This window comes from Nonomuraea sp. NPDC050663, assembly GCF_044456985.1.
Taxonomy (GTDB): Bacteria; Actinomycetota; Actinomycetes; order Streptosporangiales; family Streptosporangiaceae; genus Nonomuraea.
The window spans coordinates 376,055-402,799 of sequence record NZ_JBITGL010000005.1 but is presented as its reverse complement, the minus strand read 5'-3'; the positions used below and the strand labels follow the sequence as shown (position 1 = coordinate 402,799).

At 70.2% G+C, this 26,745-nt stretch carries 33 protein-coding genes and 1 riboswitch; of the genes, 15 read left to right on the top strand and 18 right to left on the bottom strand.

Annotated features, from left to right (window positions below; all coding sequences use genetic code 11):
* Positions 1–10 precede the first annotated feature (10 nt).
* The gene (locus tag ACIBH1_RS18870) at positions 11–1,597 is read right to left on the bottom strand and encodes a DHA2 family efflux MFS transporter permease subunit (protein WP_397315065.1); all 1,587 of its coding nucleotides are present in this window, start codon (positions 1,595–1,597) and stop codon (positions 11–13) included.
* Positions 1,598–1,752: 155 nt separating this feature from the next.
* Here ACIBH1_RS18870 and ACIBH1_RS18865 point away from each other — a divergent pair, with 155 nt between their 5' ends.
* Positions 1,753–2,370, top strand: a complete 618-nt coding sequence (locus ACIBH1_RS18865; protein ID WP_397315064.1) for a TetR family transcriptional regulator — start codon at positions 1,753–1,755, stop codon at positions 2,368–2,370.
* Here ACIBH1_RS18865 and ACIBH1_RS18860 read toward each other — a convergent pair.
* Positions 2,342–2,884, bottom strand: coding sequence for a TetR/AcrR family transcriptional regulator (locus ACIBH1_RS18860; RefSeq protein WP_397315063.1), 543 nt, complete (start codon positions 2,882–2,884; stop codon positions 2,342–2,344). The genes ACIBH1_RS18865 and ACIBH1_RS18860 overlap by 29 nt on opposite strands.
* A gap of 92 nt (positions 2,885–2,976) precedes the next feature.
* On the opposite strand from ACIBH1_RS18860, the gene ACIBH1_RS18855 reads away from it, so the two are divergent.
* Together ACIBH1_RS18855 and ACIBH1_RS18850 are read left to right on the top strand one after the other, a co-directional pair.
* A complete protein-coding gene (locus ACIBH1_RS18855) occupies positions 2,977–3,882 on the top strand; it encodes a TIGR03620 family F420-dependent LLM class oxidoreductase (RefSeq protein WP_397315062.1) in 906 nt (301 codons plus the stop codon).
* 2 nt (positions 3,883–3,884) lie between these two features.
* The gene (locus ACIBH1_RS18850) at positions 3,885–4,739 is read left to right on the top strand and encodes a phosphotransferase family protein (protein WP_397315061.1); all 855 of its coding nucleotides are present in this window, start codon (positions 3,885–3,887) and stop codon (positions 4,737–4,739) included.
* 9 nt (positions 4,740–4,748) lie between these two features.
* Here the strand turns inward: ACIBH1_RS18850 and ACIBH1_RS18845 are convergent, their stop codons facing one another.
* On the bottom strand, positions 4,749–5,339 hold the full coding sequence (locus ACIBH1_RS18845) for a DUF4240 domain-containing protein (RefSeq protein ID WP_397315059.1): 591 nt from the start codon (positions 5,337–5,339) through the stop codon (positions 4,749–4,751).
* Positions 5,340–5,416: 77 nt separating this feature from the next.
* On the bottom strand, positions 5,417–5,995 hold the full coding sequence (locus ACIBH1_RS18840; RefSeq protein ID WP_397315057.1) for a YqgE/AlgH family protein: 579 nt from the start codon (positions 5,993–5,995) through the stop codon (positions 5,417–5,419).
* Between the two features lie 115 nt (positions 5,996–6,110).
* Between ACIBH1_RS18840 and ACIBH1_RS18835 the strand changes: the two genes are divergently transcribed.
* The gene (locus ACIBH1_RS18835) at positions 6,111–6,620 is read left to right on the top strand and encodes a hypothetical protein (protein WP_397315056.1); all 510 of its coding nucleotides are present in this window, start codon (positions 6,111–6,113) and stop codon (positions 6,618–6,620) included.
* On the opposite strand, the gene ACIBH1_RS18830 is transcribed toward ACIBH1_RS18835, so the two are convergent.
* The gene (locus ACIBH1_RS18830; RefSeq protein WP_397315054.1) at positions 6,610–7,230 is read right to left on the bottom strand and encodes a TetR/AcrR family transcriptional regulator; all 621 of its coding nucleotides are present in this window, start codon (positions 7,228–7,230) and stop codon (positions 6,610–6,612) included. The genes ACIBH1_RS18835 and ACIBH1_RS18830 overlap by 11 nt on opposite strands.
* Before the next feature lie 57 nt (positions 7,231–7,287).
* On the opposite strand from ACIBH1_RS18830, the gene ACIBH1_RS18825 reads away from it, so the two are divergent.
* Positions 7,288–8,592 (top strand): MFS transporter, encoded by a 1,305-nt coding sequence (locus tag ACIBH1_RS18825; RefSeq protein WP_397315052.1) that lies wholly within the window; start codon positions 7,288–7,290, stop codon positions 8,590–8,592.
* 62 nt (positions 8,593–8,654) lie between these two features.
* Here ACIBH1_RS18825 and ACIBH1_RS18820 read toward each other — a convergent pair whose 3' ends face one another.
* The 4 genes from ACIBH1_RS18820 to ACIBH1_RS18805 all read right to left on the bottom strand — a co-directional run bounded on the left by ACIBH1_RS18820 (position 8,655) and on the right by ACIBH1_RS18805 (position 12,206).
* Positions 8,655–10,064 (bottom strand): NAD-dependent malic enzyme, encoded by a 1,410-nt coding sequence (locus ACIBH1_RS18820; protein ID WP_181611813.1) that lies wholly within the window; start codon positions 10,062–10,064, stop codon positions 8,655–8,657.
* Positions 10,065–10,155: 91 nt separating this feature from the next.
* Entirely contained in the window at positions 10,156–10,785 is a 630-nt protein-coding gene (locus tag ACIBH1_RS18815) for an AAA family ATPase (RefSeq protein ID WP_397315051.1), read from the bottom strand.
* A 9-nt stretch (positions 10,786–10,794) separates the two neighbouring features.
* Complete coding sequence (locus ACIBH1_RS18810) at positions 10,795–11,760, bottom strand: phosphotransferase enzyme family protein (protein ID WP_397315049.1); 966 nt, start codon at positions 11,758–11,760, stop codon at positions 10,795–10,797.
* Positions 11,757–12,206 carry a hypothetical protein gene (locus ACIBH1_RS18805; protein WP_397315048.1) on the bottom strand — a complete coding sequence of 150 codons (450 nt, stop codon included), beginning with the start codon at positions 12,204–12,206 and terminating at the stop codon, positions 11,757–11,759. Before ACIBH1_RS18805 ends, ACIBH1_RS18810 begins: the two co-directional genes overlap by 4 nt.
* A 47-nt stretch (positions 12,207–12,253) precedes the next feature.
* On the opposite strand from ACIBH1_RS18805, the gene ACIBH1_RS18800 reads away from it, so the two are divergent.
* Positions 12,254–12,646, top strand: coding sequence for a hypothetical protein (locus ACIBH1_RS18800; RefSeq protein ID WP_397315047.1), 393 nt, complete (start codon positions 12,254–12,256; stop codon positions 12,644–12,646).
* Here ACIBH1_RS18800 and ACIBH1_RS18795 read toward each other — a convergent pair.
* Genes ACIBH1_RS18795 through ACIBH1_RS18785 form a run of 3 tightly spaced genes read right to left on the bottom strand, consistent with a single transcriptional unit; the run spans position 12,573 to position 14,348 of the window.
* Positions 12,573–13,310, bottom strand: coding sequence for a pentapeptide repeat-containing protein (locus ACIBH1_RS18795; RefSeq protein ID WP_397315046.1), 738 nt, complete (start codon positions 13,308–13,310; stop codon positions 12,573–12,575). The two genes, ACIBH1_RS18800 and ACIBH1_RS18795, sit on opposite strands and share 74 nt — an antisense overlap.
* Before the next feature lie 38 nt (positions 13,311–13,348).
* Positions 13,349–13,873: an EF-hand domain-containing protein gene (locus ACIBH1_RS18790; RefSeq protein ID WP_397315045.1), complete on the bottom strand. Its 525-nt coding sequence runs from the start codon at positions 13,871–13,873 to the stop codon at positions 13,349–13,351.
* A gap of 58 nt (positions 13,874–13,931) precedes the next feature.
* A complete protein-coding gene (locus ACIBH1_RS18785) occupies positions 13,932–14,348 on the bottom strand; it encodes a DUF6463 family protein (protein ID WP_397315043.1) in 417 nt (138 codons plus the stop codon).
* Between the two features lie 65 nt (positions 14,349–14,413).
* Here ACIBH1_RS18785 and ACIBH1_RS18780 point away from each other — a divergent pair, with 65 nt between their 5' ends.
* Entirely contained in the window at positions 14,414–14,989 is a 576-nt protein-coding gene (locus ACIBH1_RS18780) for a TetR/AcrR family transcriptional regulator (RefSeq protein WP_397315042.1), read from the top strand.
* Here ACIBH1_RS18780 and ACIBH1_RS18775 read toward each other — a convergent pair.
* Together ACIBH1_RS18775 and ACIBH1_RS18770 are read right to left on the bottom strand one after the other, a co-directional pair.
* A complete protein-coding gene (locus ACIBH1_RS18775) occupies positions 14,960–15,589 on the bottom strand; it encodes an RICIN domain-containing protein (protein ID WP_397315041.1) in 630 nt (209 codons plus the stop codon). The two genes, ACIBH1_RS18780 and ACIBH1_RS18775, sit on opposite strands and share 30 nt — an antisense overlap.
* 117 nt (positions 15,590–15,706) lie before the next feature.
* Positions 15,707–16,288, bottom strand: coding sequence for a TetR/AcrR family transcriptional regulator (locus tag ACIBH1_RS18770; protein ID WP_397315039.1), 582 nt, complete (start codon positions 16,286–16,288; stop codon positions 15,707–15,709).
* 87 nt (positions 16,289–16,375) lie between these two features.
* Here ACIBH1_RS18770 and ACIBH1_RS18765 point away from each other — a divergent pair, with 87 nt between their 5' ends.
* Together ACIBH1_RS18765 and ACIBH1_RS18760 are read left to right on the top strand one after the other, a co-directional pair.
* A complete protein-coding gene (locus tag ACIBH1_RS18765) occupies positions 16,376–16,765 on the top strand; it encodes a nuclear transport factor 2 family protein (RefSeq protein ID WP_397315038.1) in 390 nt (129 codons plus the stop codon).
* Positions 16,758–17,762, top strand: a complete 1,005-nt coding sequence (locus ACIBH1_RS18760) for an NAD(P)-dependent alcohol dehydrogenase (RefSeq protein ID WP_397315037.1) — start codon at positions 16,758–16,760, stop codon at positions 17,760–17,762. The genes ACIBH1_RS18765 and ACIBH1_RS18760 overlap by 8 nt, the downstream gene beginning before the upstream one ends.
* A 719-nt stretch (positions 17,763–18,481) precedes the next feature.
* On the opposite strand, the gene ACIBH1_RS18755 is transcribed toward ACIBH1_RS18760, so the two are convergent.
* Positions 18,482–19,414: a tetratricopeptide repeat protein gene (locus ACIBH1_RS18755; RefSeq protein WP_397315035.1), complete on the bottom strand. Its 933-nt coding sequence runs from the start codon at positions 19,412–19,414 to the stop codon at positions 18,482–18,484.
* Complete coding sequence (locus ACIBH1_RS18750; RefSeq protein ID WP_397315034.1) at positions 19,398–19,928, bottom strand: MarR family winged helix-turn-helix transcriptional regulator; 531 nt, start codon at positions 19,926–19,928, stop codon at positions 19,398–19,400. Before ACIBH1_RS18750 ends, ACIBH1_RS18755 begins: the two co-directional genes overlap by 17 nt.
* A gap of 166 nt (positions 19,929–20,094) precedes the next feature.
* Between ACIBH1_RS18750 and ACIBH1_RS18745 the strand changes: the two genes are divergently transcribed.
* From ACIBH1_RS18745 to ACIBH1_RS18720, 6 genes are all read left to right on the top strand, one after another.
* Positions 20,095–21,441 carry a hypothetical protein gene (locus tag ACIBH1_RS18745; protein ID WP_397315033.1) on the top strand — a complete coding sequence of 449 codons (1,347 nt, stop codon included), beginning with the start codon at positions 20,095–20,097 and terminating at the stop codon, positions 21,439–21,441.
* 28 nt (positions 21,442–21,469) lie between these two features.
* Positions 21,470–22,111 carry a DUF4230 domain-containing protein gene (locus ACIBH1_RS18740; RefSeq protein WP_397315032.1) on the top strand — a complete coding sequence of 214 codons (642 nt, stop codon included), beginning with the start codon at positions 21,470–21,472 and terminating at the stop codon, positions 22,109–22,111.
* Between the two features lie 312 nt (positions 22,112–22,423).
* On the top strand, positions 22,424–22,993 hold the full coding sequence (locus ACIBH1_RS18735; RefSeq protein ID WP_397315030.1) for a hypothetical protein: 570 nt from the start codon (positions 22,424–22,426) through the stop codon (positions 22,991–22,993).
* A 2-nt stretch (positions 22,994–22,995) separates the two neighbouring features.
* Positions 22,996–23,868: a hypothetical protein gene (locus ACIBH1_RS18730; RefSeq protein WP_397315029.1), complete on the top strand. Its 873-nt coding sequence runs from the start codon at positions 22,996–22,998 to the stop codon at positions 23,866–23,868.
* Between the two features lie 51 nt (positions 23,869–23,919).
* Positions 23,920–24,060: a hypothetical protein gene (locus ACIBH1_RS18725; protein WP_397315027.1), complete on the top strand. Its 141-nt coding sequence runs from the start codon at positions 23,920–23,922 to the stop codon at positions 24,058–24,060.
* 12 nt (positions 24,061–24,072) lie between these two features.
* Positions 24,073–24,175: riboswitch (TPP riboswitch) on the top strand.
* The gene (locus ACIBH1_RS18720; protein ID WP_397315026.1) at positions 24,163–24,825 is read left to right on the top strand and encodes a TenA family protein; all 663 of its coding nucleotides are present in this window, start codon (positions 24,163–24,165) and stop codon (positions 24,823–24,825) included. (Overlaps the previous riboswitch by 13 nt.)
* Here ACIBH1_RS18720 and ACIBH1_RS18715 read toward each other — a convergent pair.
* Both ACIBH1_RS18715 and ACIBH1_RS18710 read right to left on the bottom strand, forming a co-directional pair.
* A complete protein-coding gene (locus ACIBH1_RS18715) occupies positions 24,822–25,481 on the bottom strand; it encodes a hypothetical protein (protein WP_397315024.1) in 660 nt (219 codons plus the stop codon). The two genes, ACIBH1_RS18720 and ACIBH1_RS18715, sit on opposite strands and share 4 nt — an antisense overlap.
* A 51-nt stretch (positions 25,482–25,532) precedes the next feature.
* Positions 25,533–26,702: an acetyl-CoA C-acetyltransferase gene (locus ACIBH1_RS18710; RefSeq protein WP_397315023.1), complete on the bottom strand. Its 1,170-nt coding sequence runs from the start codon at positions 26,700–26,702 to the stop codon at positions 25,533–25,535.
* Between the last annotated feature and the right edge of the window lie 43 nt (positions 26,703–26,745).

Below are 26,745 nucleotides of genomic sequence, written 5' to 3'. Positions count from 1 at the left end.
AAGGTGTCGATCAGCCGATGTGGACGGGAGCGTCCTCGATCTTGCGGCCGGACTTCACCAGCAGGGCCAGGCCCGCGGTGATGACCATGACGACGGTGCTGACGATGAACGCGGTGTGCATGCCGTCCATGAAGGAGTTGTGCACGGCGTTGGTCAGCAGGTCGACCGCCTGCTGCGGCTGGCCCTGGGTGACCTGCGGCGGCACGGTGCCGAACGCGGCGGCCTTCTCCAGCCCCTCGATCGCTCCGGGCGGGAGCGCCTGGGTGACCTGCGGGCCGAGGTAGGCGGGCAGCTTCTCGGCGATGGTGCTCGACATGACCGCGCCCAGGATGGCGGTGCCGAGGGCGCCGCCGACCTGCATGGCCGACTGCTGCAGACCGCCCGCCGCGCCGGCGAGCTCCATCGGGGCGTTGCCCACGATGATCTCGGTCGCGCCGACGAACACCGGCGACAGGCCGAAGGCCAGCAGGAGGAAGGGCAGACCGGTCGCGACGAACGAGGCGTCGACGGTCAGCTGCGACATCAGGAACATCGCGACCGCGGTGACCAGCAGGCCGGCCGCCATCGTGATCTTCGGGCCGAGCTTGCTGAGCAGCACCGCCGCGAGCGGCGAGGCCACGATCATGCCCGCGGACATCGGCAGCATGCGCAGACCGGCGTCGAGCGGGGTCAGGCCGTGCACGCCCTGGAAGAAGAAGCCCAGGAAGAACATGGCGCCGAACATCGCGAAGGCGACCATCATCATCAGGAACGTGCCGATGGAGATCGAGCGGTTCTTGAAGAGCGACAGCGGGATCAGCGGCTCACGGGCCTTGCTCTGCCACCAGACGAATCCGGCGCCGAGGATCACGGTCGCGGCCAGCCAGCCCAGCGTCTGGGCGTCGCCCCAGCCCCACTCGGGAGCCTTGATGATCATCCAGACGAGCGAGAACATCATGCCGGAGAGCAGGACGACACCGAGCCAGTCGACCTTGCCGAGGATCGAGGCGCGCTTCTCCTTGATGATGACGATGCCCATGATCAGGGCGATGATGCCGACCGGCACGTTGATGTAGAACACCGACTGCCAGCTGACGTTCTCCACGAGCAGGCCGCCCAGGATGGGGCCGGCCGCGCTGGAGAGACCGATGATCGCACCCCAGGCGCCCATGGCCTGGCCGAGCTTCTCCTTCGGGAACGCCCCGCGCAGCAGCGCCAGCGCGGCGGGCTGCAGCAGCGCGCCGAACAGACCCTGGAGCACCCGGAAGACGATCAGCATGGTCACGCCGCTGCTGAGCGCGATGGCCAGCGAGCTGACGGCGAAACCGGCGACACCGATCAGGAAGACCCGCTTGTGCCCGAAGAGGTCTCCGAGCTTGCCCGCCGTGATCAGGAAGACCGCCAGGGCGAGCAGGTAACCGTTGGTCACCCACTGCATGTCCTGCAGGGTCGCGCCGAGCTCGGCGCCCATCACCGGTGCGGCGATGCCCATGACCGTGCCGTCGAGCATGACCATGATGACGCCAAGACAGACCGCCAGCAGCGTCAGCCACGGATTGCCAGCCGGTGCGGCCGGGCTGTCCGACGGTGGCAGGCCCACCGTCTTCGCCTGCGCCATGAGTTCCCCCTCAACTACCTGCCCCATTTCAGGGCATACGTCTCTTAAGCCTCAGGTAATGTATGTCAGGGAGTGACAGATGACAAATGGGTTTTATTTTTCAGACCGTGACATCTGTCATACTGTGACAGGAAGGTTTCGAGGGAGTGACCAGCATGGGTCTGCGTGAACGCAAAAAGGAGAAGACGCGCCTGGCGCTTCTCGACGCGGCGCTCGACCTGTTCCTCGAACAAGGATACGAGACCACCACCGTCGAGCAGATCGCCGGGGTCGTCGACGTCTCCTCCCGCACGTTCTTCCGCTACTTCTCCAGCAAGGAGCACCTCGCCCTGTGGTGGCACGACCACGGCGAGGAGATCATGCAGGACTGCCTGCGCGACCGGCCCCTCGACGAGCCGCCGTTCACCTCGCTGCTGCACTGCGTGCGCGCGGTGATCGCCGACATGAGGAACTCAACGCCCGAAGACACCGATCGGTTCCTCAAAGTCCGCAAACTTTACGAAAGCAACCCGACGCTGGTCGGGCGGGCCGTGGCCAGAGGGTCGCTGACGGAGCTGCGGCTGGTGGAGGAGGTCGCCCGGCGCACCGGACGCGACCTGGCCACCGACCAGTTGCCGGCCCTGATGGTCGGGTTCGCGATGGCGGCCATGCGGGTGGGGTTCGAGTGCCCCGGGCAGGAGATCACCGACCTGGCGGAGCTGACGGGGCGGATGGAGGCGACCCTCGTGGTCGTCGAGGCCTCGTTCAGGCCCGGGTGGGACCTGGCCGCCTGAGCCGGTCCGCCAGCACCCCTTCGAGCGCCAGCGACAGCAGGCGCTCACCCCGACCTTCTGGCGCGGTCATCGCGATCCCCGTGACGAGCTGGAACAGGTCCTCGACCTCGACCCCCTCGCGCACCGCGCCCGCCGTCCTGGCCCTGTCGAGCAACCCCGTCGCCGCGCCGATCAGCCGCGCGTGGCAGTCGAACCCCGGGTCGTCCCCCATGCTCGCCGACAGGCCGCCATCGGTCCGGGCGTGCACCAGCAGCGCGCGCAACCACTCCGTCAGCGCCTCTCCTGCCGGCTCCGCGGCCGACTGCTCGGCCAGGGCGCACAGGCGCTCGATGCGTTCCCTGAAGACGGCCACCAGCAGGGCCTGACGCGTCGGGAAGTGCCGGTAGAGCGTGCCCGGCCCCACCTTCGCCCGCCGCGCGACCTCGTTCAGCGACGCTTCGGGCCCCTCCTCGGCGAAGACCGCCCTGGCCGTGGCCACGAGGTGGTCGTAGTTGCGGCGCGCGTCGGCCCTCATCGCGTTCTCCAGGGTTGCACAAGCGGAGCGGTTCTCCGTATCGTACCGGCCAGAGAACCGGAGAGCCTCTCCGCATATGAGGGAGTTCACGCATGCTTGGAAAAGTCGGCATCTGGACGTTCGCCCTGGACGCCCTGCCCGCCTCCCGCGTCGCCGAGACGGCCGCCGAGATCGAGGAGCTCGGCTACCGCACCCTGTGGTTCGGCGAGGGATTCGGCCGCGACACCGTCAGCCAGTCATGGATGACCCTGTCGGCCACCAGCCGCCTGACCGTCGCCTCCGGCATCGCCAACATCGCCCTGCGCGACCCCATCGCCATGGCCGCGGCCGAACGGTCGCTCAACGAGGCCTTCCCCGGCCGCTACCTGCTCGGCATCGGCGGACACCGCGTCAGCGACGAACCCCTGCACATGGACGGCTACAGCATCCCCAGCCGCGGCGACGCCGTACGGACCATGACCCGCTACCTCGACGCCATGGACGCCATCCCGCTCAGCTCCCCCGCGCCCGCCGACCCGCCCCGCCGCGTGCTGGCGGCGCTCGGCCCCAAGATGCTCGCCCTGGCCGCCGAACGCACCCTCGGCGCCCACCCGTACTTCGTCGGCGTCGAACACACCCGGCGTGCCCGCGAGATCATGGGACCGGGCGCGCTGCTCGCCGTCGAGCAGGCCGTCGTCCTCGACCCCGACGTCGACCGCGCCCGCGAGGTGGCCGCCCAGCACGTCGGCCTCTACGCCCAGCTGGCCCCGCACCAGATCGCCAACCTGCGCCGCCAGGGCTTCGACGACGCCGACTTCGCCGGCCCCAGCCGCCGCCTCGTCGACACGATCGTGGCCTACGGGGACGTGGACGTCGTGGAGAAGCGGGTGCGCGAGCACCTCGACGCGGGGGCCGACCACGTCTGCCTCCAGGTGCTCACGGCCGACCAGGACCGGGCGCCGCTGCGGGAGTGGCGCGAGCTCGCGCCCGCCGTCCTGGCGGGCGATCTAGAGTCCTAGCCATGGAGACGTGGAGCGACGACCGTGTCCGCGAGGCCGTGGCCTCCCAGCTGCCGCACCAGCGGGCACGCACGATCACCCGGCTGGGCGAGGGCGAGGACAACGTCGCGTTCGAGCTCGACGGCGAGCTGATCGTCCGGTTCAGCAAGGATCCCGACCCGGCGAGCCGGGCCGCGCGGATCGACGCCGAGGCCCGCCTGCTCCACTCCGTCGCCCGCATCTCGCCCGTCCCGGTCCCGGAACCGGTCTTCGCCGATCCCGCGCTGGGATGCCTCGGCTACCGCAAACTACCGGGGACGCCGCTGCTCGGCCTGCCCGTCCCAGCCCACGCCCCGGCGCGGCTCGGGGCGAGCATCGGCGAACTCCTCGCCGCGTTCCACGCCGCCCCACTGGCCTCGCTGGTGGACGTGGACGCCCAGCCGGGCTCGGCGTGGCTCGAGGAGGCGGCCGAGACGTACGCGGCGGTGGCGGGCGAGGTGCCGCACGCGTACCGGCCGCGCATCGAGGCCTTCCTCGACGCCCCGCCTCCCGGCGGCGACGGCTTCGAGCCGGTGTTCTCGCACAACGACCTGGGGATCGAGCACGTGCTGGTGGACCCGGCGACGCTGGCCGTCACGGGCGTCATCGACTGGAGCGACGCCGCTCTGTGCGACCCCGCCTACGACTTCGGCCTGCTGTACCGGGACCTCGGTCCGGCGGCGCTCGACAGCGCCCTGCGGGTCTACGGAGGCGACGGGGCGATCATGGAGCGGGCGGTCTTCTACGCGCGGTGCAGCGTGCTGGAGGACCTGGCCTACGGGATCGCCGCGTACGTGGACAAGAGCGTGGCCGCCTTCGACTGGCTGTTTCCCGCGTAGGCCGGACGGTCACCCCGTTTCGAGCCATCTCGCGATGAGGGGCAATCTCAAAGCGTGCTCGTCGAAATCGTGGAGGTTCCATTCGTCGCCGCGAAGGCCAGTGCCCCTCGCAGGCCTGCGCCGCTCCGCCCGCCGAGCTCTGACGGCCTCGGACAGGCCCTCGGCATCGCCCGTCGCCCTCTCATAGGCGTCGAAGGCCACGTATCCCAGGACCTCGAATTCGGGATAGTCCTCGTAGCTCCAGAGGTCCTCGGGGCGAGTCCGGCGGAACGCCAGCATGCGTGTCATCGCGGGGAGTTCGATCAGCCGATCGGGACACTCCACCACCAGCTCGTACGGATCACGACCCAGGCCGATCAGCCAGGCGACGAAGTACTCGAACCCGTCGAGGGATCCGGAGCCCATCACAGCCCAGTAGGCCGCGTACAGGTCCCATTCCCATGCACGATCCCGCGTGACATCCCACAGGGCTAGATAGTCGGCGATCTCGTCCACAGGCTTGTCGGCGAGTTGATCCGTCAGCCAGGCCACGCGATCCGCCCGAGTGTCCGTCACCGTGGCGGATCGCTCGATCAGCGCCCAGAATCCGTGAATGTCCACGACGGTGATCGTGGCACCGGGGCGAGCCCAGCGTAAAGATCACGCTGTCGAGCCCGGGAGACCATGCCCTGGGCGGATCAGTTCAGCGTCGGGTCGTCAGGGCAGGTGGCCACGAAGGCCAGCTCCCCCGGTTGCCGCCGCAACACCCGCCGCCACAGCCCCGCCGGGTCCTGGTGGAAGGTGTCGCCCATCTCGGAGTCGACCACGTACCAGGCTCCCTCCGCGATCTCCCCCTCCAGCTGCCCCGACGTCCACCCCGCGTAGCCCGCGAAGATCCGCATCTGCGCGATCTCTCCCCGCAGGATCTCCGGCGGCGCGTCGAGGTCGACCGTGCCGAGGCGCGCGACGGAGGGCGCCGCGGCGTGCAGGCGCCGCCAGCCGAGCGGTTCCTCGCCGCTGGGGACGGCGGCCAGGGCCAGGGCGCTGTCGGTCTGCACCGGCCCGCCTTCGAACAGCACGGGCGGCCCGGTCACCAGGGAGTCCCACACGGGCAGGACCTGGGTCACCGAGATCTCGCTGGGCCGGTTGAGCACCACGCCGAGGGTGCCGCCGTCGCGGTCGTGTTCGAGGATGAGCACCACGCTACGCCGGAAGTTGGGGTCGTCGAGCAGTGGTGTCGCCACCAGTAACCCGCCGACGTAGATCGCCTCCGCCATACATCCATGATGAGGGGTCTGACGGGCATCCCGCTCCCCCGAGCAAGTCATGTTACTTTCCGCAATCATATGGGCACGGTAGGTAGCAAAGATCACCGTTTCGGGGGCATGTCACATGATTTCACCACTCCGTCTTGCGCTGGCGGCCGTGCCGGTCGGCGCCGCCATCATCGTCCCCGGAATAGCCCTGGCCGAGCCGCCCCCGCTCAAGGTGGAGTTCAGCGACGTGAACTGCCGGTCGAACCAGGTCACGGTGACGATCACCAACATGGGTTCGAAGCGGACGGAGTACACGGTGCTCAAGGACGGCGAGCGCGTCGACCGCGGCGACCCCGACACCGGCGAGACCAACAAGGAGACGGTGACCGTCGATCCCCGCGACAGCGCCAGGATCACCGTGGTGAGCAACAACGTCGAGGTGGCCGAGGAGAAGGTCTACAACGACTGCAAGCGCAAGCCGTACCACCGCGACAACCACGACTGGGGGTACGGCAGGCGGCTGCCGTACACGGGGCCGCCCGCCGACCTGATGGGCAAGCTGGCCACCGGCGCGGGGCTGTTGATGGTCGGCGGCATCGCCTGGTGGATGAGCGCGATCTGGCCGCGCGAGACCTTCAGGTTCTAGCCCGGACGAAGGCTCCGGCGCGGGCGGCGGCCAGGACCTGGCCGGCGGCCCGCGCCGCGAGCTCGTCGGTGACCTCTTCCCTGGTGACCACCAGCCGGTAGTACAGGGGCGCGGAGACGGCCCTGATCACCTCCCCGCCGTCGGTCCCGGCGGGCAGTTCGCCCCTCTCGACGGCCAGGTCGACCACCCTCGCCCATTCCTCGATCCTGCGCGTGTAGAAGCCGTGCAGGGCTCGCGACGCCTCCTCGTCACACGTCGCCGCCGCGATCACGGCCTGGAAGGTGGCCCCCAGCCGCGGGTCCGTGATCGCCCCGAGGACGTTGCGGGCGTTCTCCAGCAGGTCTCCCTCGATCGTCCCCGTGTCCGCGTGGGGCGCCGACTCGGTGGCGAGCGAGTCCATCAGGTCGGCGACGAGCCCGGCGGGCCCGCCCCAGCGCCGGTAGACGGTCGTCTTGCCCACCCCCGCCCGCGCCGCCACCTGGTCCATCGCCAGCCCGTGAAATCCGCGCTCCACCAATTCGTCCTGCGTGGCCTCCAGGACGGCGGCGCGCACGCGTGCCGTACGACCTCCCGGACGCTGACTGCCCGACAAACGGGACTCCTGTTCCATTAGCAACCTCCTAGTGCTATCTTAACGGGAAATACCTCCCATTAAGGAGTCCCCACCGTGTTTCTCCAAGATCGCATGACCGGGCGCCAGAAGCTGGTGCTGACGTTGCTGCTCGGCTCGCAGTTCCTGCTCGCCGTCGACTTCTCCATCCTGAACGTGGCCCTGCCGGTGATCGGCGAGGGGCTCGGGTTCGCCCTGGCCGACCTGCAGTGGATCGCCACCACCTTCGCCCTGGCCGCGGCCGGGTTCACGCTGCTCGCGGGCCGGGTCGCCGACCTGTTCGGCAGGCGGCGGCTGTTCCTGGGCGGCATGGCGTTGCTCGGCCTGTCGTCACTGGTGGGAGGCCTGGCCACGGAGCCCGAGATCCTCCTGCCGGCCCGCATCCTGCAGGGCCTGGCCACCGCCGTCGTGACCCCCGCCGGTCTGGCCCTGCTGACCACGTCGTTCCCCGAGGGGCCGCTGCGCAGGAAGGCGCTGGGGCTCAACGGCGCGTTGATGTCGGCGGGCTTCACCTCGGGCGCGATCCTGGGCGGGCTGCTGACGGAGTTGCTGAGCTGGCGGTGGGCGTTCTTCATCAACGTGCCCGTGGCGGCGGCGGTGCTGGTGCTCGCCCCGATGGTCATCTCCGAGAGCCGCCCCGCCGAGCGCCCGCGCATGGACGTGCCCGGCGCCGTCACCGTCACCCTCGGCCTGCTCGCCCTGGTCTTCGGCCTCAGCCACAGCAACCTTCCGGCGCTCGCGGCGGGAATCGTGCTGCTGGTGGCGTTCTGGTTCGTCGAGCGCCGGGCCGCCGCGCCGCTGGTGTCGATCAGGGTGCTCAAGCAGGTCAAGTGGGCCAACCTGGCGGGCCTGCTGGCCTTCGCCACCGAGACCTCGCTGGTCTTCCTGATGACGCTCTACCTGCAGAACGTGCTCGGCTACACCCCGCTCGCCACCGGCCTGGCCTTCGGCGTGCTCGGCCTGGGCACGGTGCTCGGCGGCCTGCTCGCGCCCAGGATCAAGAGCCCCAAGATCCTGCTGTACGGCTTCGCGGTGCAGGCCGTCGCCACCGCCTCCCTGGCTCTGCTCGGCAGCGAATCAGGCTGGATCTGGCTGCTGCTCGCCGCCACGTTCGTCGGCGGCGTCGGCAACATGATCGCCATCGTGGGCTTCATGGTCAGGGCGACGAGCGTGCCCGACTCCGAACAGGGCCTGGCCACGGGCCTGGCGACCATGTCGCAGCAGGTCGGCATCACGATGGGCATCCCGATCATGAGCGCGGTGGTCGTGATGACGGACATCTCCACGGCCGTGCTGGTCAACGCCGCCCTGGTCGTGGCGGCGGCGCTGCTCCCCGCCAGGTCCCGCGCGAACGCCGGTTAGGCCTCGTGCTCACGACGGACAGGCTTCGCGCGGACCCCGGACGGGCCCCGCGCGAACGCCGGTCAGGCCTCGGTGAAGCCTCGTGCGCGGCCGCCCGCGGCCTCGCGGACCGCGGCGGCGACCACGGTGGCCACGTCGGGGTGGAAGACCGAGGGGATGATGTAGTTGGGCCCCAGCTCCTCCGGGGTCACCACGGCGGCCAGCGCGCGGGCGGCGGCCAGCAGCATCTCCTCGCTCACCCCGTCGGCCTGGGCGTCGAGCAGGCCGCGGAAGACGCCCGGGAAGGCCAGCACGTTGTTGATCTGGTTCGGGAAGTCGGAGCGGCCGGTCGCCACCACGGCGGCGTGCGCGGCGGCCTCGTCGGGCGCGACCTCGGGCTCGGGGTTGGCCAGGGCGAAGACCACCGCGTCGTCGGCCATGGTGGCGATGTCGTCGCCGGTGAGGATGCCGGGGGCGGAGACGCCCACGAACACGTCGGCGCCCTTGACCGCGCCGCGCAGGTCGCCGGAGTAACCCTCGGCGTTGGTGTGCTCGGCGATCCAGCGCAGCGACTCGTCGAGGTCTTCGCGCCCGGCGTGCACGGCGCCGAGATAGTCGCAGACGATGACGTTGCGCGCCCCGGCCGCCAGCAGCAGCCGCAGCACTGCGGTGCCGGCCGCGCCCGCGCCCGCCATGGCGATGCGCACGTCGGGCAGCTGCTTGCCGACCACGCGCAGCGCGTTGGTCAGGGCCGCCAGCACGCAGATGGCGGTGCCGTGCTGGTCGTCGTGGAAGACCGGGATGTCGAGCAGCTCGCGCAGGCGGCGCTCGACCTCGAAGCAGCGGGGGGCGGAGATGTCTTCCAGATTGATGCCGCCGAAGCCCGGCGCGATGGCCCGCACGATGGAGACGATCTCGTCGACGTCCTGGGTGTCGAGGCAGATCGGCCAGGCGTCGATGTCGGCGAAACGTTTGAACAGGGCCGCCTTGCCCTCCATGACCGGCAGGGCCGCGGCGGGCCCGATGTTGCCGAGCCCGAGGACGGCGGAGCCGTCGGTGACGACCGCGACGCTGTTGCGCTTGATGGTCAGGCGGCGCGCGTCCTCCGGGTTGCGCGCGATGGCCATCGAGACCCGCGCCACGCCGGGCGTGTAGGCCATCGACAGGTCGTCACGGTTACGCAGCGGCACCTTCGACTTCATCTCGATCTTGCCGCCGAGGTGCATGAGGAAGGTACGGTCGGAGACCTTGTGGATGACGACGCCCTCGATGGCGTCGAGCTGGTCGACGATCGCCTGCGCGTGGTCGGTGTCGCGCGCGGCGCAGGTCACGTCGATGCGGAGCTTCTCGTGACCCGCGTTGGTCACGTCGAGGGCGGTCACCACCCCGCCCGCCGACTCTACGGCGTGGGTGAGCTGGCTGACGGCCTTGCCGCCCGCCGGCACCTCCAGCCGGACGGTGATGGAGTACGACACGCTCGGGACCGTGGCCACGTCAATCCGCTCCTCAGCACTAAAAGGGTGCAGTCCATGGTGCCATCTCCGGAGCACTGCCTGGTGACGTGCGGCTAACGAAGAAGATTTTTCAGTTCAGCGCCTCTGCCGCGCTCGTGATGAGGTCGACGCAGACCGGGGCCGGGATCGTGGTGCTGTCGATCACCAGGTGGTAGTGGCAGGGATCGGCGGGATCGGTCCGGTAGAAGTGGCGCACATAGGCGGTGCGCGCCCGGTCGTTGTCGTCGATCACCTTGCGGGCCTGGCGTTCGCTGATCTCGGAGTAGGCGGCCGTCTGCAGCACCCGCCTGCGCACCGGCGCGTCGAGCCGGACGTGCAGCGCGCCGGGGACGTCGGCCAGGACGAGTGCCCCGCCGCGGCCCAGGAAGACGCCGCCCTGGTTGCGGGCGGACTCCTTCATCAGCTTCTCGGTGCGGCGCACGAACTCCTCCGGCGCGAGCGGCATCGCTCCGGGAACATACATGTCGACGCCGCCGAAGGTGACGGTCGGCAGGCGCATCGCCCCCGACAGCAGCCTCCCGAGGCCGTGTTCCGCCCGGTCGTCGTGGGCCAGCGCCTCCTCCAGCGTGCACCCGAGCTCCTCGGCCACGGCACTGGGGATCGCGCGGTCCACGAAGGGCACGCCCAGGCGTTCGGCCACCGCCGGGCCGATGACACTGCCGGCGGTGCCGTACGTCGCCGAGATCGTGACGACTCGCATAGGGCCAGGTTAACGCGGTGGTGGTGGCTCGGAAACGCCCTGGTCGAGATAATCCTGCGGGATCGTTCCGGGGGGCGAGCGCAGAAGGTCGCGAACGAGCTCGAAGTGCCGGGGGGCCGGCATGATGCGCAGGCTCTCGCCGATCTCCCGCTCGGCCCACTCGCGATGGGCCGGATCGTCCACCTTGCGCAGCTGGAGCTGCAGGAAGTTCACCCTGGTCGCCACCAGCATGGTGAAATCCTCCTGCCTGGCGACCCTGCCGGGACCGCCCTCGGCGACGTAGGAGTCGTACATGCGCCTCATCGCGCCGAGGTCCGGCTCCGGGCCGTCGCAGAACCAGTCGAACAGCGCCCCGGCCAGCTCCCTCGACGGCGTCGCCGTACCGAGGTTGTCCCAGTCGACCACGACCAGCTCGCCCCGCTCGTCACGCAGGACGTTCTCCGGGTGCAGGTCACGATGGCAGAGCACCAGCTCGTCCTGGTCGGGCGGGGCCAGCACCGCGCACAGCTCCGCCCAGCGCTCGGGGATCGGCGCCACGCGGTGGTACCAGGGGTGCTGCACGATGCCGTCGAGCTCCCTCCTGGCGGACGGCGCCGCCCGGTGCAGGCGGGCGAGCAGCGTGCCCAGCTCGGCGGGCAACCCGGCGTCGGCCAGGTCCACGCTCGTCAGCTCCAGCCACTCGTACAGGCGCAACCACGTGCCGTGGGGGGTGGCGACCAGGTGACGGCCCCGCCGGTCGGGCCGGCTCTGCGGGGACCTGACCCCGGCCTGCCCGGCGCGGCGGGTGAAGTCCAGCTCCATCTCGATCCGGGCGTCGCTCGGCGGGTCGGCGTAGATCTCCTTAAGCGCGTGGACGGCTTCGCCCGTCTCGACGCGCCAGATCTGCCCCAGCGCCCCTCGCGGGCCGCGCGTCACCCGCAGCGCCCCGCTCCAGCCGTACCGGCTGCGCAGGAACTCCTCGTCCGGGTGGCTCATCCCGGGGCTCCGCCGCCGTGCAGCGAGCGCTGGAAGTGCGCCGCGACCTTCGCCAGATGCTCGCCGTACGCCGCCTCAGCCGGCTCGTACCGTCCCTCCTCCTTGTTCTCGTAGGACGTCAGCCAGCGGTGGGCGGTGCTGTCGTCGTCGGCGGCGTCGCGGATCGCGCGCAGGATCACCGGGCGGTAGACCAGCTGGGCCCGCCACCCGCCGATGTAGCGGGCGGCGATGTGGGCCATCACGGGGGCGCGGCGGCCGTGCGGGTAACCAATCACGGTGACGGTCTCGTGGGCCATGCCCGCGAATCCGCCGACCACGTACAGTTTTGCGCCGGCGGGGAAGATCTTCTGGCTGCGATGGTGGGCGACGGGGCTGTTAGCGCTGTAGGGGTAGGGCATGAGGGTGCCGACGATGCACCACTCGGGGGCCGGCTCCTCTTCGGTCATCGCCCCATTTGACCATCCTGTCGGTGACGGGATCTAGGCTGCGCGCCATGGGTGTCTTGGTGGACTATTTCCTGATCGATTCCGACCAGGCGGCGGAACGCATCCTGGCGAGCGGTCCCGCGGGAGCGCGGCTGCCGTATCTCGACTGCAAGGGCTGGCTCGACGGGCCCGACGACCTGGCCGCCGAGCTCAGCGGCCGCGATTCGAGCGAGTTCGGGGAATGCCTGCCCGTGGCCGACGACGAGGAGTCGTCGGGGGTCGACCGGGTGGCGGACGAGGTCGTCGCGGCGCTGGCCGTGATCGACGACTCCCGGCTGCGGGAGTACGCCGACGACGAGTTGCTGGCCGACTACGAGATCGAGCGCATCACGGGGCTTCGGGATCTGGCTCGCGAGGCGGTGCGCCTGGGTCAGGGGATGTATCGCTGGACCTGCGTCTGATCGCCTCGAAGAGCTCCTCGCGCAGGGCAGGCGGGAGCTTGCGGCCCAGGTCCCGCGGCGTGACGAGGGCTTCGTCACCTCTGTACGCCGCGAGGAACTCGAGACTCCGGCGCGCCTCGTCGCGATGCCGCTCGTCCGGCCACCGCTCGACCAGCGGGAGCGTCGCGCGCACCCGGTCGGCGACGCGGTCGATCAGCGCGTAGCCCGGCAGGCCGGGGAAACGCTGGGCTCGCAGGTCGATGTCGTGGAAGGCGACGCCGTCCAGCTCCGCTCCTGTGAAGTCGTTGCCGGTGAAGGCGTTGGCGCGGCGGCCCTCGCTGGGGTGAGCGCGGCCCCAGAAGTTGATGTCACGCATCCTGCCGGTGAAGACACAGTCGACGAATTCGGCCAGCTGGGTGTCCACCTGGCCGCTGAGCCGGGATCGGTCGAAGACGCACCTTTCGAACCTGACGTTGCCGAAGAAGGCGAACGGCGGGAAGCGGGTGCGCCTGAAGACGCAGTCGCGGAAGGCCGTCTGCCGCGACGTCGACAAGCCCAGCGAGAGCTCGTCGAAGCCGGTCTCGGTGAAGTCGTTGCCGACGAACGCCGCACCGCTCGCGCGGACGCTGCTGAAGTGACGGCCGGAGAAGTCGACGCCGTGCAACCTTTCCCGATCGACATCCATGGCCCGGAGTCTGGCACGCGCCTGCGACAGTTCCCGTCTCAGGCGGCGCGTGGTGTGCCGAAGACGTAGGTGCCGGGGGCGGCGGGGTCGTCGCCCGCCCAGAACTCGCGCCAGTGCTGGGCGAACTCCGAGCGGGAGATGATGCCGTCGCCGTCGAGGTCGAGGCGGGCGAAGGCGTCGGAGGTGTCGGTGGGGCGGCCGTTCCAGGCCTCGATCATCAGCCGGTACTCCACCGGTGAGATCCGCCCGTCGCCGTCCTCGTCGACGGCCTCGAACATGGCCTCGGCGGTGGCCGTGACCGCGCCGGGCATCTGGCCGAGCAGGTCGACCACGGTGAGGACGTCGTCGACGGCCACCGACTCCGGGTCGCGCGAGCGGGCGGCCAGCGTGCTCCACCAGCCATGCATGATCGCGATCAGCCGGTCCTCGTCGCCCGCCACCCGCACGCTCGCCCACCGGCGCGCGAGGGCCGCGAAGTCGTCCTCGCGCAGGATGCCGTCGCCGTCGGAGTCCATCGCGGTGAAGACGAGGTTGACCTTGTCCCGCTGGAATGTGCTCGCCATGTCCCCGATGCTCCCCGGCCGCACCTGCGGTCACTCCAGCCCCAGGGATGGCATCCCCTCACGCGATGGTGACGGGATCGTCACTGTGGGTGCTCTTCCGTGCCGCCACGACGATGAGCAATCCTGCGACGGCGCCTGCGAAGAACGGCGACGGCACCAGCAGGACACCGCCCACCACGCACCAGGCGGCGACCGCCCAGCCGACGGCGGCGGGTACGGCGACGCCACGCCCGGCCAGGTGCCAGATCAGGCAGCCCAGCACGATCAGCGGTACGGCGAAGCTTCCCGGGCCGCTCCAGAAGGTCAGCTTGGTGCTCATGGTCGCGGCGTCCCCGCCGCCGCCCAGCGTCAGCGGAACGGCGGCCCACAGGCCTCGCTCCGCCCACCCGGCGATCTCCTCTCCCGCGCTCAGCGTCACCAGGGACAGGTGGCCCAGTCCCAGGACGATCATGATTCCGCTCGCCCATCGAAGCATTGGTCGCTCCTTTCTATGTTGACCAACATAGAACATGTTGGGCGACATTGGCTATGTTGGGTGCCATGGCCACGCGACGAGACGAGCGCACGCAGGAGAGCCGCAGGCTGCTGGTGACGGCGGCCGCCGAACTCTTCGCCGAGCAGGGATACCGGCGGACGAGCTTCATCGACATCGCCGACCGGGCCGGCATCAGCCGGGGCTCCATCCCATGGCACTTCGGCAACAAGCTGGGGCTGCTGGAAGCGGTGCTCGACGACCGCGTGCAGGCCGTACTGCACGGGTTCGACCGGCCGTCGGACGATCCGTTCGACCGGGTGATGGGGTTCGTGCGGCTGCCGGTGGCGCGCCTGTTCATCACCCTGCTGGCCGAGGCGGTGGAGGAGGACTCCCCCATTCGCGAGCACTACGCCAGGCTGCACGCGGCGCTCCGGGAGGGGCTCGGGCGGCATATTCCGGAGGGGGCGCTGCCGCCGGGGGTGGGGGCGGAGGCGTTCACCGTACTGCTGGTGGGAGCGGTCATCGGGGTGCACGCGCAGTGGCGGGTCGCTCCCGAGGCGGTGGATCTGGAGGCGGTGGGGGGTGCGCTCCGGGCGCTCCTGGAAGGGACGTCAGCTCTTCGCGACGGCGACGAAGCGTAGCCGCCACACCTGGTTGGCGCCGGAGCCGAGGCCGCCGCAGGTGCCCTGGATGACGTCCGCGGCGTGGGCGAGGCTCGCGTGCTTGACGTCCAGGCACTTGCCGCTGTGCAGGGCGACGAGCCTGAACGGCTGGAGCGTTCCGGAACGCAGAGACCTCATCTCCCACAACTGGTTCGCGGCCGCTCCCGGCCCGCCGCAGAAGGCCTGCAGGACGTTGGCGCCGTGCGCGGCGCTGACGTGAGCCACGTCCAGGCACTTGCCGCTGTGCCGGGCGATGACGCGGACGTGACGGGCGAAGCCGGGCACGCCTTCCAGCCGCCAGTGCTGGTTCCTGCCCGCGCCCGGGCCGCCGCAGGTGCCCTGGATGACGTCGGCCGCGTGAGCCGTGCTCGCGCCGGCGACGTCCAGGCACATGCCGCTGTGCTCGGCGACGATCTGGAACCACTGGAAGTTCTGGCTGCTCTGGGCGCCCTGAGTTCTCTGGGTGCTCTGGAAGCTCTGGGCGCTCTGGGTGCTCTCGGATGCCGCTGCCGCTCCGGAGGCGGAGATGACGCCGGCCAGGAGGCCGGCCGCGGCGAGCGCCATGCGGGTGCCGTTCATCGTGAGGATCCCTTTCGGGTCGGGTGGTGCGATGTCACGACAACGGTCGCCCGCCGCCCGAGGCGCTGTCCTGAGTACACCCATGCTCACGCCGTACGGCCGGGCCGGCGGCCATGCCTAAGCGGCTCCCTTCTGGGCGGCGTCGAGGATGTGTTCTGCCAGCTCGCGGGCTGATGCGGCCGGGTCGGTACCCGGGCGGGTGGCGCCGGCGGCCAGGGTGCCGTCGATCAGGAGCAGCAGCTGCTCGGCCGCGCGTGCCGGTCTCGGATGCCCGAGCGCGACCAGTTCGTGCTCGATGAGGCGGTGCACGCGCTTGCGGTAGTCGCGCGTGACGGCGTGCCCCGGATGGTCGGGGTCGGCCAGGGCGAGGTCGGCGGCGAGGTAGCGGCAGCCGCGGAAGTCGGGTTCCGCGATGATCTCGGCGAGCTTGTCGAAGATCGCCAGGAGCCGGTCGCGCGGGTCGTCCCCCGCGGCCCGCATCGTCTCCTCGTAGCGCCCCTCGTCCTCCGCGGTGCTGCGCTTCAGCACCTCGGCGATCAGCCCGTCCTTGCCGTCGAAGTGCTCGTACAGCGAGCGTCGCGCCACGTTGGCGGCCTTCAGGAGCGTGTCGACGCCGACGCCCATGCCCTGGCTGTAGGTCAGCTTCTGCGCGGCGTCCAGGAGGCGTTCGCGGGGGCCGGGTGCGGTGCGGGTGCTCATAGGTCTCAAGGGTGCCACGGGTTGACGGGTAGATCAACCGGTCTATATGTTCCTGGTAGACCGAACGTTCTATCTCCTGGAGTTCACGTGTCCCACCGCACCACGGCCGAGGTCATCGACCGCTTCAACCGCGCGTTCGTCCACCACGAGCCCGACGTACTCGACGACCTGATCGGCGACGACTGCGTGATGGAGGCCATCCAGCCCGCGCCCGACGGCGCCCGCTACGAGGGCCGCGAAGCCTGCCTGGCGTTCTGGCGGGCCCTCGCCGGCGACCGCACCAGGCAGTTCCAGCCCGAGGACGTGGTCGTGCTCGGCGACCGGGCCACGATCCGCTGGCGCTACCGCTTCGGCGACGGCCCCGCCGACTCCGTGCGAGGCGTGAACCTGATGCACATCCGCGACGGGCTCATCGTTGAAGCCCTCGGCTACAGCAAGACGGGCGCCGAGCTCATCGAGGTGGAACCGCATGCGTAGCTACCACCTCGACAGCGGCGCCGGGATCGACGGGCTGACCATGAGGCGGCACGAGGATCCGACCCCGGGCCCCGGCCAGGTCCTGCTCGCCGTACGGGCCACCTCGCTCAGCTACCGCGAGCTGATGGTGGCGCGCGGCGAGTACGTGCTGCCGGTGAAACCGGACGTGATCCCGAACTCCGACGGCGCCGGCGAGGTCGTCGCCGTCGGGCCGGGAGTCACCCGCTTCCGCGTCGGCGACCGCGCCGCCGCCACCCTCTTCCCCAGCTGGCACGACGGCCCCTTCGGCCGGGAACACCTCCCGCAGCGCGGTGGCTCGCTCGACGGAATGCTCACCGAACTCGCGGTGATCGACGAGGGCGGGCTGGTGGCGGTTCCCGATCACCTGACATGGGAGGAGGCCGCCACGCTCCCCTGCGCCGCGGTCACGGCCTGGAACGCCCTGACCGGCGACGGGCCCGGATCACCCGCCGGGCAGACGGTGGTGGTCCAGGGGTCGGGCGGGGTGTCGCTGTTCGCTCTGCAGTACGGCAAGGCGCTGGGAGCACGGGTGATCGCCACGACGAGCAGCGGGGAGAAGGCGCGGCGGTTGAAGGCACTGGGGGCCGACGAGGTCATCGACTACCGGGCCGTGCCGGACTGGGCCGGCGCCGTGGTGGAACTGACGGGCGGGCGAGGGGCCGATCGGGTCGTGGATGTGGCCGGGGCGCTGGAGACGTCGCTCAGGGCGGTGAGGATCGGGGGTCAGGTGGCCTGCGTGGGGTTCCTGGGCGGGGCGGCGGCGCCCTTGGATCCTCGGCTGCTGTTCGCTTCGGGGGCGAGCGTGCGAGCCGTCGCGGTGGGGAGCCGGGCGCAGTTCGAGGCGATGAACCGGGTGATCGAGGTCGGGGGGATCCGGCCGGTGGTTGATCGGGTGTTCGGGTTCGAGCAGGCGGTGGAGGCCTATCGGTATTACGGGGAGGGGCGGGCGTTCGGGAAGGTGGTCATTCGGATCTGAGCGCGGGAGCTCAGCGTGCATTCGACGCTCTCGAACGCGCCGGCCATCGCGGCTTCGTACAGTGAAGTCATGGATCCCGTGGCCTTTGTGGGCACGATGGCGGGTGTCGTCGCGGCGGTTGTCGCCGTAGTGCAGTTGCGTCGCACGCCTCGCGAGCGCCGTGTCCACGACCCCACGTCCGCCGCTACCCCTGCCGCCACGCCCACAGCTCCGCCGACGCCTTCGTTGCGCGCTCCGACGGGCAGTGACCCTTCGCCTCAGCACCGAATTCCTGGTCGGTACCCGAAAGCAGATGTCGTGCGCGGTCGCCTGCTGCTTGCCGGAAACGCGCCGTCAAGATGCGTCATCCCGCAACCCAGACTCTAGGCCTTCCGCGAGGTCCGACCTGGAAGGCAGCCCTACCCGAGAACCTCGGACGGGTAGTCGATGGCCCCCGGGCCATCGACCTCGGGGGTGTGGGGGTGGGCCGAAGGACCACCCCCACTGGACACAGCCCGAGCCCGACTAGCGCCGAAGGCGCCCGACCGGCGAGGCCCAAGCCGTGAAAGGGGTGCGTCTGGAGAAACCCCGGACGGGGTGTCGATGGCCCCCGGGCCATCGACCTCGGGGGTGTGGGGGTGGGCCGAAGGACCACCCCCACTGGACACAGCCCGAGCCCCACCAGCGCCGAAGGCGCCGACCCGTGAGGCCCAAAGCGCCGACCGGCGAGGTCCGAGCCGTCAGAAGAGGGCGCTGGAGAGCGCCCGACGAGCCTGCGCCAGCGCCGGGTCGTCCGAAGGCAGCGCCTCGAACAGCGACAACAGGTGCTTGCGCACCCTGTCCCTGTCATCCCCTGACGTCCGCTTCACCACCCCGATGAGCCGCTCGAACGCCTGCTCCACCCCGCCCGACAACATCTCGAGGTCGGCTGCCACCAGCTGGGCTTCGAGGTCGCCGGGGTCGCCCAGGCGACGGTCGATCTCGGCCGGGTCGACGGAGACGGTGCGCTGGATCAGCCCCACTCCCGCGAGTCCCATGCGAGCGTCCTCGTCGGCGGGGTTGCGGGCGAGCAGCCGCTCGTAGGCGGCCGCGGCGGCGTCGAGGTCGCCGGCGTCGATGGCCTGCTCGGCGGCGAGGAGGTCGGGGTCGGCCGGGGGCTCGGCGGGGCCTTCTGGCGCGTCTTCGAAGGTGGGTCGAAGCGAGGGGTTGGCTTCGTAGAACTTCTCGATGGCCCCCATGAGCTCGTCGACCCACCGGCGGACCTCGGGCTCGGGGAGCACCTGGGCGAAGCCGGTGACGGGCTGGCCCTGGAAGATGGCCAGGACGGTGGGGACGGCCTGCACGCGCAGGGCCTGGACGATCTGGGGGCTGGCGTCGACGTTGATGCGGGCCAGGACGGCGCGGCCGCCGAGTTCGCCGACGACCTTCTCGAGGATCGGGCTGAGCTGGGCGCTGCCGGGGGCGCGGGGTGACCAGAGGTCGACGATGACCGGCACGGCCATCGAGGCTTCGACCACGTCGGTGGTGAAGGTCTCCTCGGTCACGTCGACGATCGAGGCCGCCGCGGACTGGGGGCCTGCCGCCTCGCGCCGCGCCTGCGCGTCCAATGCCTGCTTTCTGGCGCCCAGATCCACAGCTCCGTAGAGCGATCCGGGCCTAGAGATGTCCGCCATGCTCTTCATCTTGCCGCATGGCGAAGTCACCTGCCGCCACCCGCAGGGTGCGGAGGAGGCCGAACATCTCCTCCAAGTCGGGAGTGGGGTAGGCGCTCATGCCGAACTCGGCGGCCATGAGGTCCGCCGTGGCCTGCCGTACGACGTCGCGGCCCTGGGGGGTGATCTCGGCCAGGACGCCGCGGCCGTCGCGCGGGTTGCGCTGTCGGCTGACGAGTCCGGCGCGTTCGAGGCGGTCGACGGTGTTGGTGACGCTGGTGGGGTGGACCATGAGCCGTTCGCCGATTTTCGACAGTGGGAGGGCTCCCGTTCTGCTGAAGGTCAACAGAACCAATGCCTCGTATCTGGCGAAGGTCAAGTCATAGGGCTTGAGCAGTGCGTCCAATTGCGACAGCAGGATCTGGTGCGCTCTCATGATCGAGGTGACGGCGGCCATGGCTGAGGACGGTCCGAAGTGAACACGCCAGCTCTCCGCGGCGCGCTCGATGGGGTCGAAAGGCAGGTTGAGCGGCACAGCGTAACGGTAGCGCCTGTTTCGTGCAGTTACGGAGAGCGAGCAAGGTTCATCGCTTGACCAAGAAACTGCTCGCGAAACATCACGCTCAGTTATGGTTCTCGCTACGAAGGGTGAACGGGGGTCACCTACCGGGGGGTAGTGATGTATTTCATCTGGACTTTGTGTGCGTGAAAGTGCGGCGATCACGCGTGAAGAACTGAAACTCAGCGCGGCGGTCACCGTGGCGGTCCTGCTGGCCGTGGGGCTGGTGGCCGCGTGGAGTGTGCTGATTCCCGGCGTCGACGCCTGGGAGAACATCGTCGTCGCGGTGATCGGTTCGCTGCGGCTGACCGGGCCGGTGGCGGCGGCGTTCGCCGCGTGGGTGGCGCTGCGCAAGCGGCGTGCGCTGCGAGCGCGGCCGAAGATGGCGCGGGTGAGCACGTGGGGGGCGCTGAAGGCGCCGCTGTCCATCGTGCTGGTAGTCGTGGGCGCGTTCGCGGCCACGGTGCTGGTGCTGGCGGTCAAGACAGTGCTGACCGAGCAGGCGGGACGGCTGAGCGTGGCCGGTCTGGGCATGGGGATGGCCGGGCTGGCGTTGTACGTGGTGATCGGCTGGGTGATCGGCTGGCTGCTGCCGCGCGCTCTGACGCCGCCGCTGGCCGGGCTGGGCTGTTATGCCCTGTTCACGTGGCTGGCCGACGGAAGCACCTGGGCCGACCGGCTGGCGCCGGGCACGGGCGAGCCGTACGACCTGTTCCAGGGTCTGACCAGCGCCGCCTTCCTCGACCAGACGATGTGGCTGCTGGGGCTGACGCTGGCGCTGCTGCTGGGCTGGGCGGCGGCGGTGACGCGGAAGCCTCTGGTGCTGGCGTGCGCGATGCTGGCCGTACTGGCCGCGGGCGCGGGGGTGGCGCGGCTGGTGACCAAGCAGGAGGTGGCCGCGACGCGGCCGATCGCCTACGCCTGCGAGGACTGGCCGATCACGGTGTGCGTGCATCCGGGCATGCGGGGCGGGCTTACGGAGCTGTCGGCGGCGTTCACGCGTATCGCGTCGAGGCTTTCCGGCACGCCCGCGGCCTTCACCCGGGTGGAGCAGCGGCCGCTAGGCTCCGAGTTGCGCGCGGGCGCGGGCATCGTGCCGATCCAGATGGCCGACCTGTCGAACGGCTTCGCCGACGAGGCGGTGGACGCCTACATCGAGAGCCTGGCGGCCAAATGCACCGATTCGCCCGGCGACGGGTATCGGGAGATCGTGGTGGCGTGGCTGCGCGGCGAGCCGCTGCCCGGCGGGCCGCTGCCGGAGCACCAGTACGCCGCGGCCTGGTTCTCCGGGCTCAGCGAGCACCAGCGGCGCGAGTGGCTGCGCATGTTCTACAACGACTTCCAGGCCTGCAGGCTGTCCAGCAGGCATTTCGGGGGCGGTCCCGCGCCGATGGCCGATCCGGCGAGGCCGACGCCGAGCGTGACGCAGGTCTACCCGATCTACCCGACGGCGACGGTCTCGGAGATCTCACCTCCTGGGTGGCGATGACGGCCCCGCAAGGGGTAGTGCTCAGATCATGAACACTGTCCTGCGTCGCAGGTGGCGATATGTCGCGTTGGTCCTCGTCCTGGTCGCGCTGTTAGCGGTAGGTCTGCGTCTTGCCTGGTCCTGGGTGGATCCGCTGGGCGAGCGCACCATCGACCGCAGCCAGCCCGTGCTGCTGCAGTCCATCCACAACCTGGCCCGCTTCGAGGCGGCGACCGGCAGCTTCCAGGTCGTGGTGGACCTGGAGAAGGACGCCAACTTCCTTCCCGCCTCGGTCAAGGGTGAGCGCACGCTCTTCGTCGGCGCCGGCAACGTCGACGCCTACGTCGACTTCTCCGGTCTGGCGAAGGACGCGGTGAAGGTCAACGAGGCCCGCACCGAGGCGAGCATCCGCATCCCCCGCGCCCAGCTCGAGAAGCCCAATCTCGACAACTCCCGCTCGTACGTCTTCGCCCAGCAGAAGGGCTTCGTCGACCGGGTCTCCGATTTCCTCGCGGGCTCCCCGCCCGACCAGCGTGAGCTCTACCTGCTGGCGGAGAAGAAGATCGCCGAGGCGGCGGTCTCCAGCGATCTGCGCAATCGGGCCGACACCAACACCAAGCTCATGCTGGAGGGCCTGCTGAAGTCGCTCGGCTTCACAAAGGTCAGCGTGACATTCACCGACGGCGCCTGAAAACACGCCAACAACAAATCTTGAAATAGCGGCATCCAACGGGACATGACGGTAGTCACGGGGGTTTTACTGATCGCGCTGCTCCAACCGCAGCCGCATCACGATGCGATCAGGTATGTCTCGCTGAAAGGTTGCCCGCTGATCTGCGGAGATTGGCGGCTGACCATGCACTCGGGCCGCGAGGTGCGGCTCGAGGATGCCCGTACGGCAAGCGACCACAGCAAAATGACCGCCGCTCCCATCGCGGTGAGCGGCGACGGTCATCATGTCGCCTATGTCGGCCGCTCCAACAAAACGCTTTATGTCTGGAAAATGGGTGACAAACCAATCACCGTCCCCGGCGCCACGGCAAGCACCCTGAAACTCTCGCAGAACGGCGGCCTCCTGGCCGCCGGAGACGGCGACGCCGTCCAGGTCGTCGACACCGCCACCGGGAGGACCCTGTGGCGGGCGGCCGAGCGGTTCGCGGGCTTCGGGGGAAGCCTCACCCTCACCAGGCGGCAGACCGCCGACCAGACGACAGAGCTCACCGTCCGCTCCCCCGCGGGAGCCGTCCTGAGGCGGGTCGTCCCGCCGCAGGTCGTGGCGGCCAACCAGCCGCTGGCCCTGAGCCCGGACGGCAGGCACGTCGCGCTCACCGTCAACCGCCTGCTGTTCGTCTACGACCTGGCCGCCGACCAGGTGCGCGCGGGCGTGCCCGTCAAACTGCCCGAGGACGTCTCGGCGATCGACTGGACCGGGACCGACACCCTGACCGTCCACGCCGAGCGCGCCAAGAAGGTAACGGTCATGACCTACGACGTCCGCACGGGGGCGGGCCAGGTCAGGGAGTCCTACCGGATCAAGGCCGACGCCTTCACGGCCGAGTTCTGCGGAGGCTGACGATGCGCCGCCTCCTCATCCTCTGCCTGCTCCTCACGGCCTGCACGGCGCAGCCGCCGCCCAGGGCCGCCGCGCCGCCCGACCCGGTCCGCCTCGCCTACGGGACCGGCTGCATCGACTCGTGCTCCCCCTGGACGCTGCTGCGGCGCTCGGGCAGGACCGAGCGCTTCCACGAGGCCAGGGCGCGGCCTGACGAGGAGATGAGCACCGGCCGCGCACCCCTGTCGGTGTCGGCCGACGGCCTCGTCCTCGCCTACTACCGCGACACGCGGCTCACGGTCCGCCATCTGACCGGCGCCGTCGTCGATCTCGGCCCTGTCCCCTTCGAGTTCCTGACGCTCTCGCCTGACGGCACCCGCCTGATCGGCTCGCGCGAGAACGGCCGGATCGAGCTGTTCGACACGACGACGGGCCGCCGCCTGTGGGTCGCGGACGACTCGGGCGGCGTCGCCTCGGTGAGCGGCGACCGGCTGCTGCTCACCCGGATGACCCTCCTCAACACCACGGACCTGGTCCTGCTCGGCGAGCAGGGCTCGCCGGCGCTCGTCGACACTCCGCCGCAGGTCGTGGCGGCCAACGCCCCGTTCGCCCTCTCCCCTGACGGCACCACGGTGGCCACGCTCGGCGCGGGCACGGGCCGGCTGCGCCTGTACGACCTGCGGACCGGGAAGATCACCCACGAGGCGCAGGCCACGGTGCCCGCCAAGCATCGCGTCGAGCACCTGTACTGGTCGGGCCGGGACGTGCTCACCGCGAGGTCGTGCCGTCGCACCGAGCACGCGGTGTTCCAGATCGACGCGCGCACCGGGCTCACCCGGACCCTGGACGCCTATAAGGCGCCCAAGTATGCCTACGACTGCGGGGAGGGCGAGTAATAGGGCATCTCCCTCATGTGGCGCGCCAGGCCTTAGCCAGATGATGGAAACATGTTCCCCGACATCGAGTACATGGCCATCAAGGGCCACATCGAGGACCTCCACCGCGAGGCCGCCGACGAGCGCCGCGCCCGCCAGGCGGCCGGGCGGCGCCACCACCGATGGGCGCCCAAGCGCCCGAAGGACACGTAGTCCGCTAGGGTGATCCATGACGCGGGGTGCCCTATTTGTCGCTTTGGGGCTGAGAACACACCCGTCGAACCTGATCTAGCTAGTACTAGCGAAGGGAACGTCATGTTCACCGATGACGTCTGGGCCCGCACGAGCACGCTGCTGGCCGCCATCCACGAGCACCCCTTCAACGCCGCCCTCGCCGACGGCACCCTGGACCGCGAGCGCTTCGCGTTCTACATCGTCCAGGACGCCCGCTACCTGGAGGCCTTCGCCAAGGCGCTGGCCACCGCCGCGGTGCGGGCGAGCGATCCCGACGAGATCGCCTTCTGGTCGCAGAGCGCCCACGGCGCCATCGCCGCCGAGCGCACCCTCCACGAGGGCTACATCGAGGAGTACGGCCTGACAGCGGACGACCTGTCCGGTGTGGCGACGTCGCCCACGGCGCTGGCCTACTCCTCCTGGCTGCAGGCCGTCGCGCTCGCCGCGCCGTACGAGGTGCTGGCCGCGGCGGTGCTGCCCTGCTTCTGGGTCTACCAGGACGTCGGCCAGGCGCTCGTCAAGCACAGCGGCGACGACCACCCTTACCGCGCCTGGATCGCCACCTACGCCGACCCGTCCTTCGAGGCCGCCGTCACCCAGGCCCGCGCGATCACCGACCGGCTGGCCGAGCGGGGCGACCGTACGGCCATGGCCGAGGCGTTCGTCAAGGCCACGGAGTACGAGTGGATGTTCTGGGACAGCGCCTGGAAGCTGGAGGCGTGGCCGACGAGCCGGTGGCTCTAGAGCAGCGCGCAGCCGATGTGCACCGGCACCCGCGTCGAGGTGCGGCCTGACAGCACGTCGTAGGCGTAGGCGTAGCCGTTGTACGGCTTGCCGGGCGACGAGCACTCCAGCTTGCCCGTCCGGTAGCCGAAGCTGCCGCCGCCGAAGCCCGCGTTGCGCTTGGCCGTGACCTTGCCCGACCACCACACCGCGTCGTTGTGCGACCAGCGGATGACCATGCGCACCTCGCCGAGGTTGAAGTGGCTGCCGTTGACCTGGATGCGCGGCAGCCGGTTGGCCTCGGGCCGGTAGCCGCTGATCCAGACCTTGGCCAGCACCTTGCGGTCGGAACTCGCCGCGTTGTCGCGCGCGACGCGGTTGCGCATGTCGGTGGTGACGCACACGTCGTCGCCGGCGAAGGCGTTGCGCCAGACGTACGGCACGGCGCACGTGTGGGGGCCGTAGGCGCCCTCGACCCAGCGGCCGGCGGCGTGGTGGTTGTCGGTGGCGACCTCGTCGCGCATCGCCGGCGTCACGCAGACCAGGTCGGCGGCACGGGCCACGCGCCAGACGTAGCCCTGCCGGCAGGTCTCGGGACCGGGTGCGGCCTGGGCCGCGGTGGTGGGCAGCAGCATCCCGGCGGTCAGAGCGGCCAGGGCCAGAGCGGTGCGCTTCATGGCACCGTTATGCACCCGGCCGCTTACAGACGGCCATCTGCAAGTGGCGTGTCAGGGAACCCTGATGATCAGGGCGTCGCCCTGGCCGCCGCCGCCGCACAGGCCGGCCGCGCCGAGCCCTCCGCCGCGGCGCTTGAGCTCGTGGGCGAGGGCGAGCACGATGCGCGCGCCGGAGGCGCCGATCGGGTGGCCGAGCGCGATGCCTCCGCCGTTGACGTTGACCTTGTCCATGTCGATGCCGAGCTCCTTGACCGACTGGAGCACGACGCTGGCGAACGCCTCGTTGATCTCGACCAGGTCGAGGTCGGACGCGGTCAGCCCTTGCTTGCCGAGGGCGTGCTTGATCGCGTTGGCGGGCTGCGACTGCAGAGAGGCGTCGGGGCCGGCGACGTTGCCATGGCGGCCGATCTCGGCGAGCCACGGCAGGCCGAGCTCCTCGGCCTTGGCCTTGGACATGACGACCACAGCGCAGGCGCCGTCGGAGATCTGCGAGGCGGAACCGGCGGTGATCGTGCCGTCGGCGGCGAAGGCGGGACGCAGGCGGGCCAGGGTCTCGGCGGTCGTGTCGCCGCGCACGCCCTCGTCGTCCTTGAACAGGCCCTTCTTCGGGATGTCGACGGGGACGATCTCGTCGTCGAAGACGCCGTTCTTGATCGCGGCGGCGGCGAGCTGGTGGGAACGGGCGGAGAAGGAGTCCTGCTCCTCGCGGCCGATGCCCAGGCGGCTGTTGTGCCGCTCGGTCGACTCGCCCATCGCGCACTGGTCGAAGGCGCAGAACAGGCCGTCGTGCGCCATCGAGTCGACCACCTGGCTGTTGCCGTACTTCACGCCCTTTCGCAGGCCGGGCAGCAGGTGCGGCGCGTTGGTCATGGACTCCATGCCGCCGGCGACCACGATGTCGAACTCGCCCGCGCGGATGAGCTGGTCGGCCATGGCGATCGCGTCGAGGCCGGACAGGCACACCTTGTTGATCGTGAGCGACGGCACGGTCATCGGGATGCCCGCGTTGACGGCGGCCTGGCGGGAGGGGATCTGTCCCGCGCCCGCCTGCAGCACCTGTCCCATGATCACGTACTCGACCTGGTCGCCGGTGATGCCGGACCGCTCCAGCGCCGCCTTGATGGCGATTCCGCCCAGGTCGGTGGCGGACAGGCCGGACAGGGAACCGAGCAGCTTTCCGATCGGCGTGCGAGCTCCGGCGACGATGACGGAACCAGACATGGGGACCTCCACTGGCATCAATGCGGCGTCCTTTGCCACGATA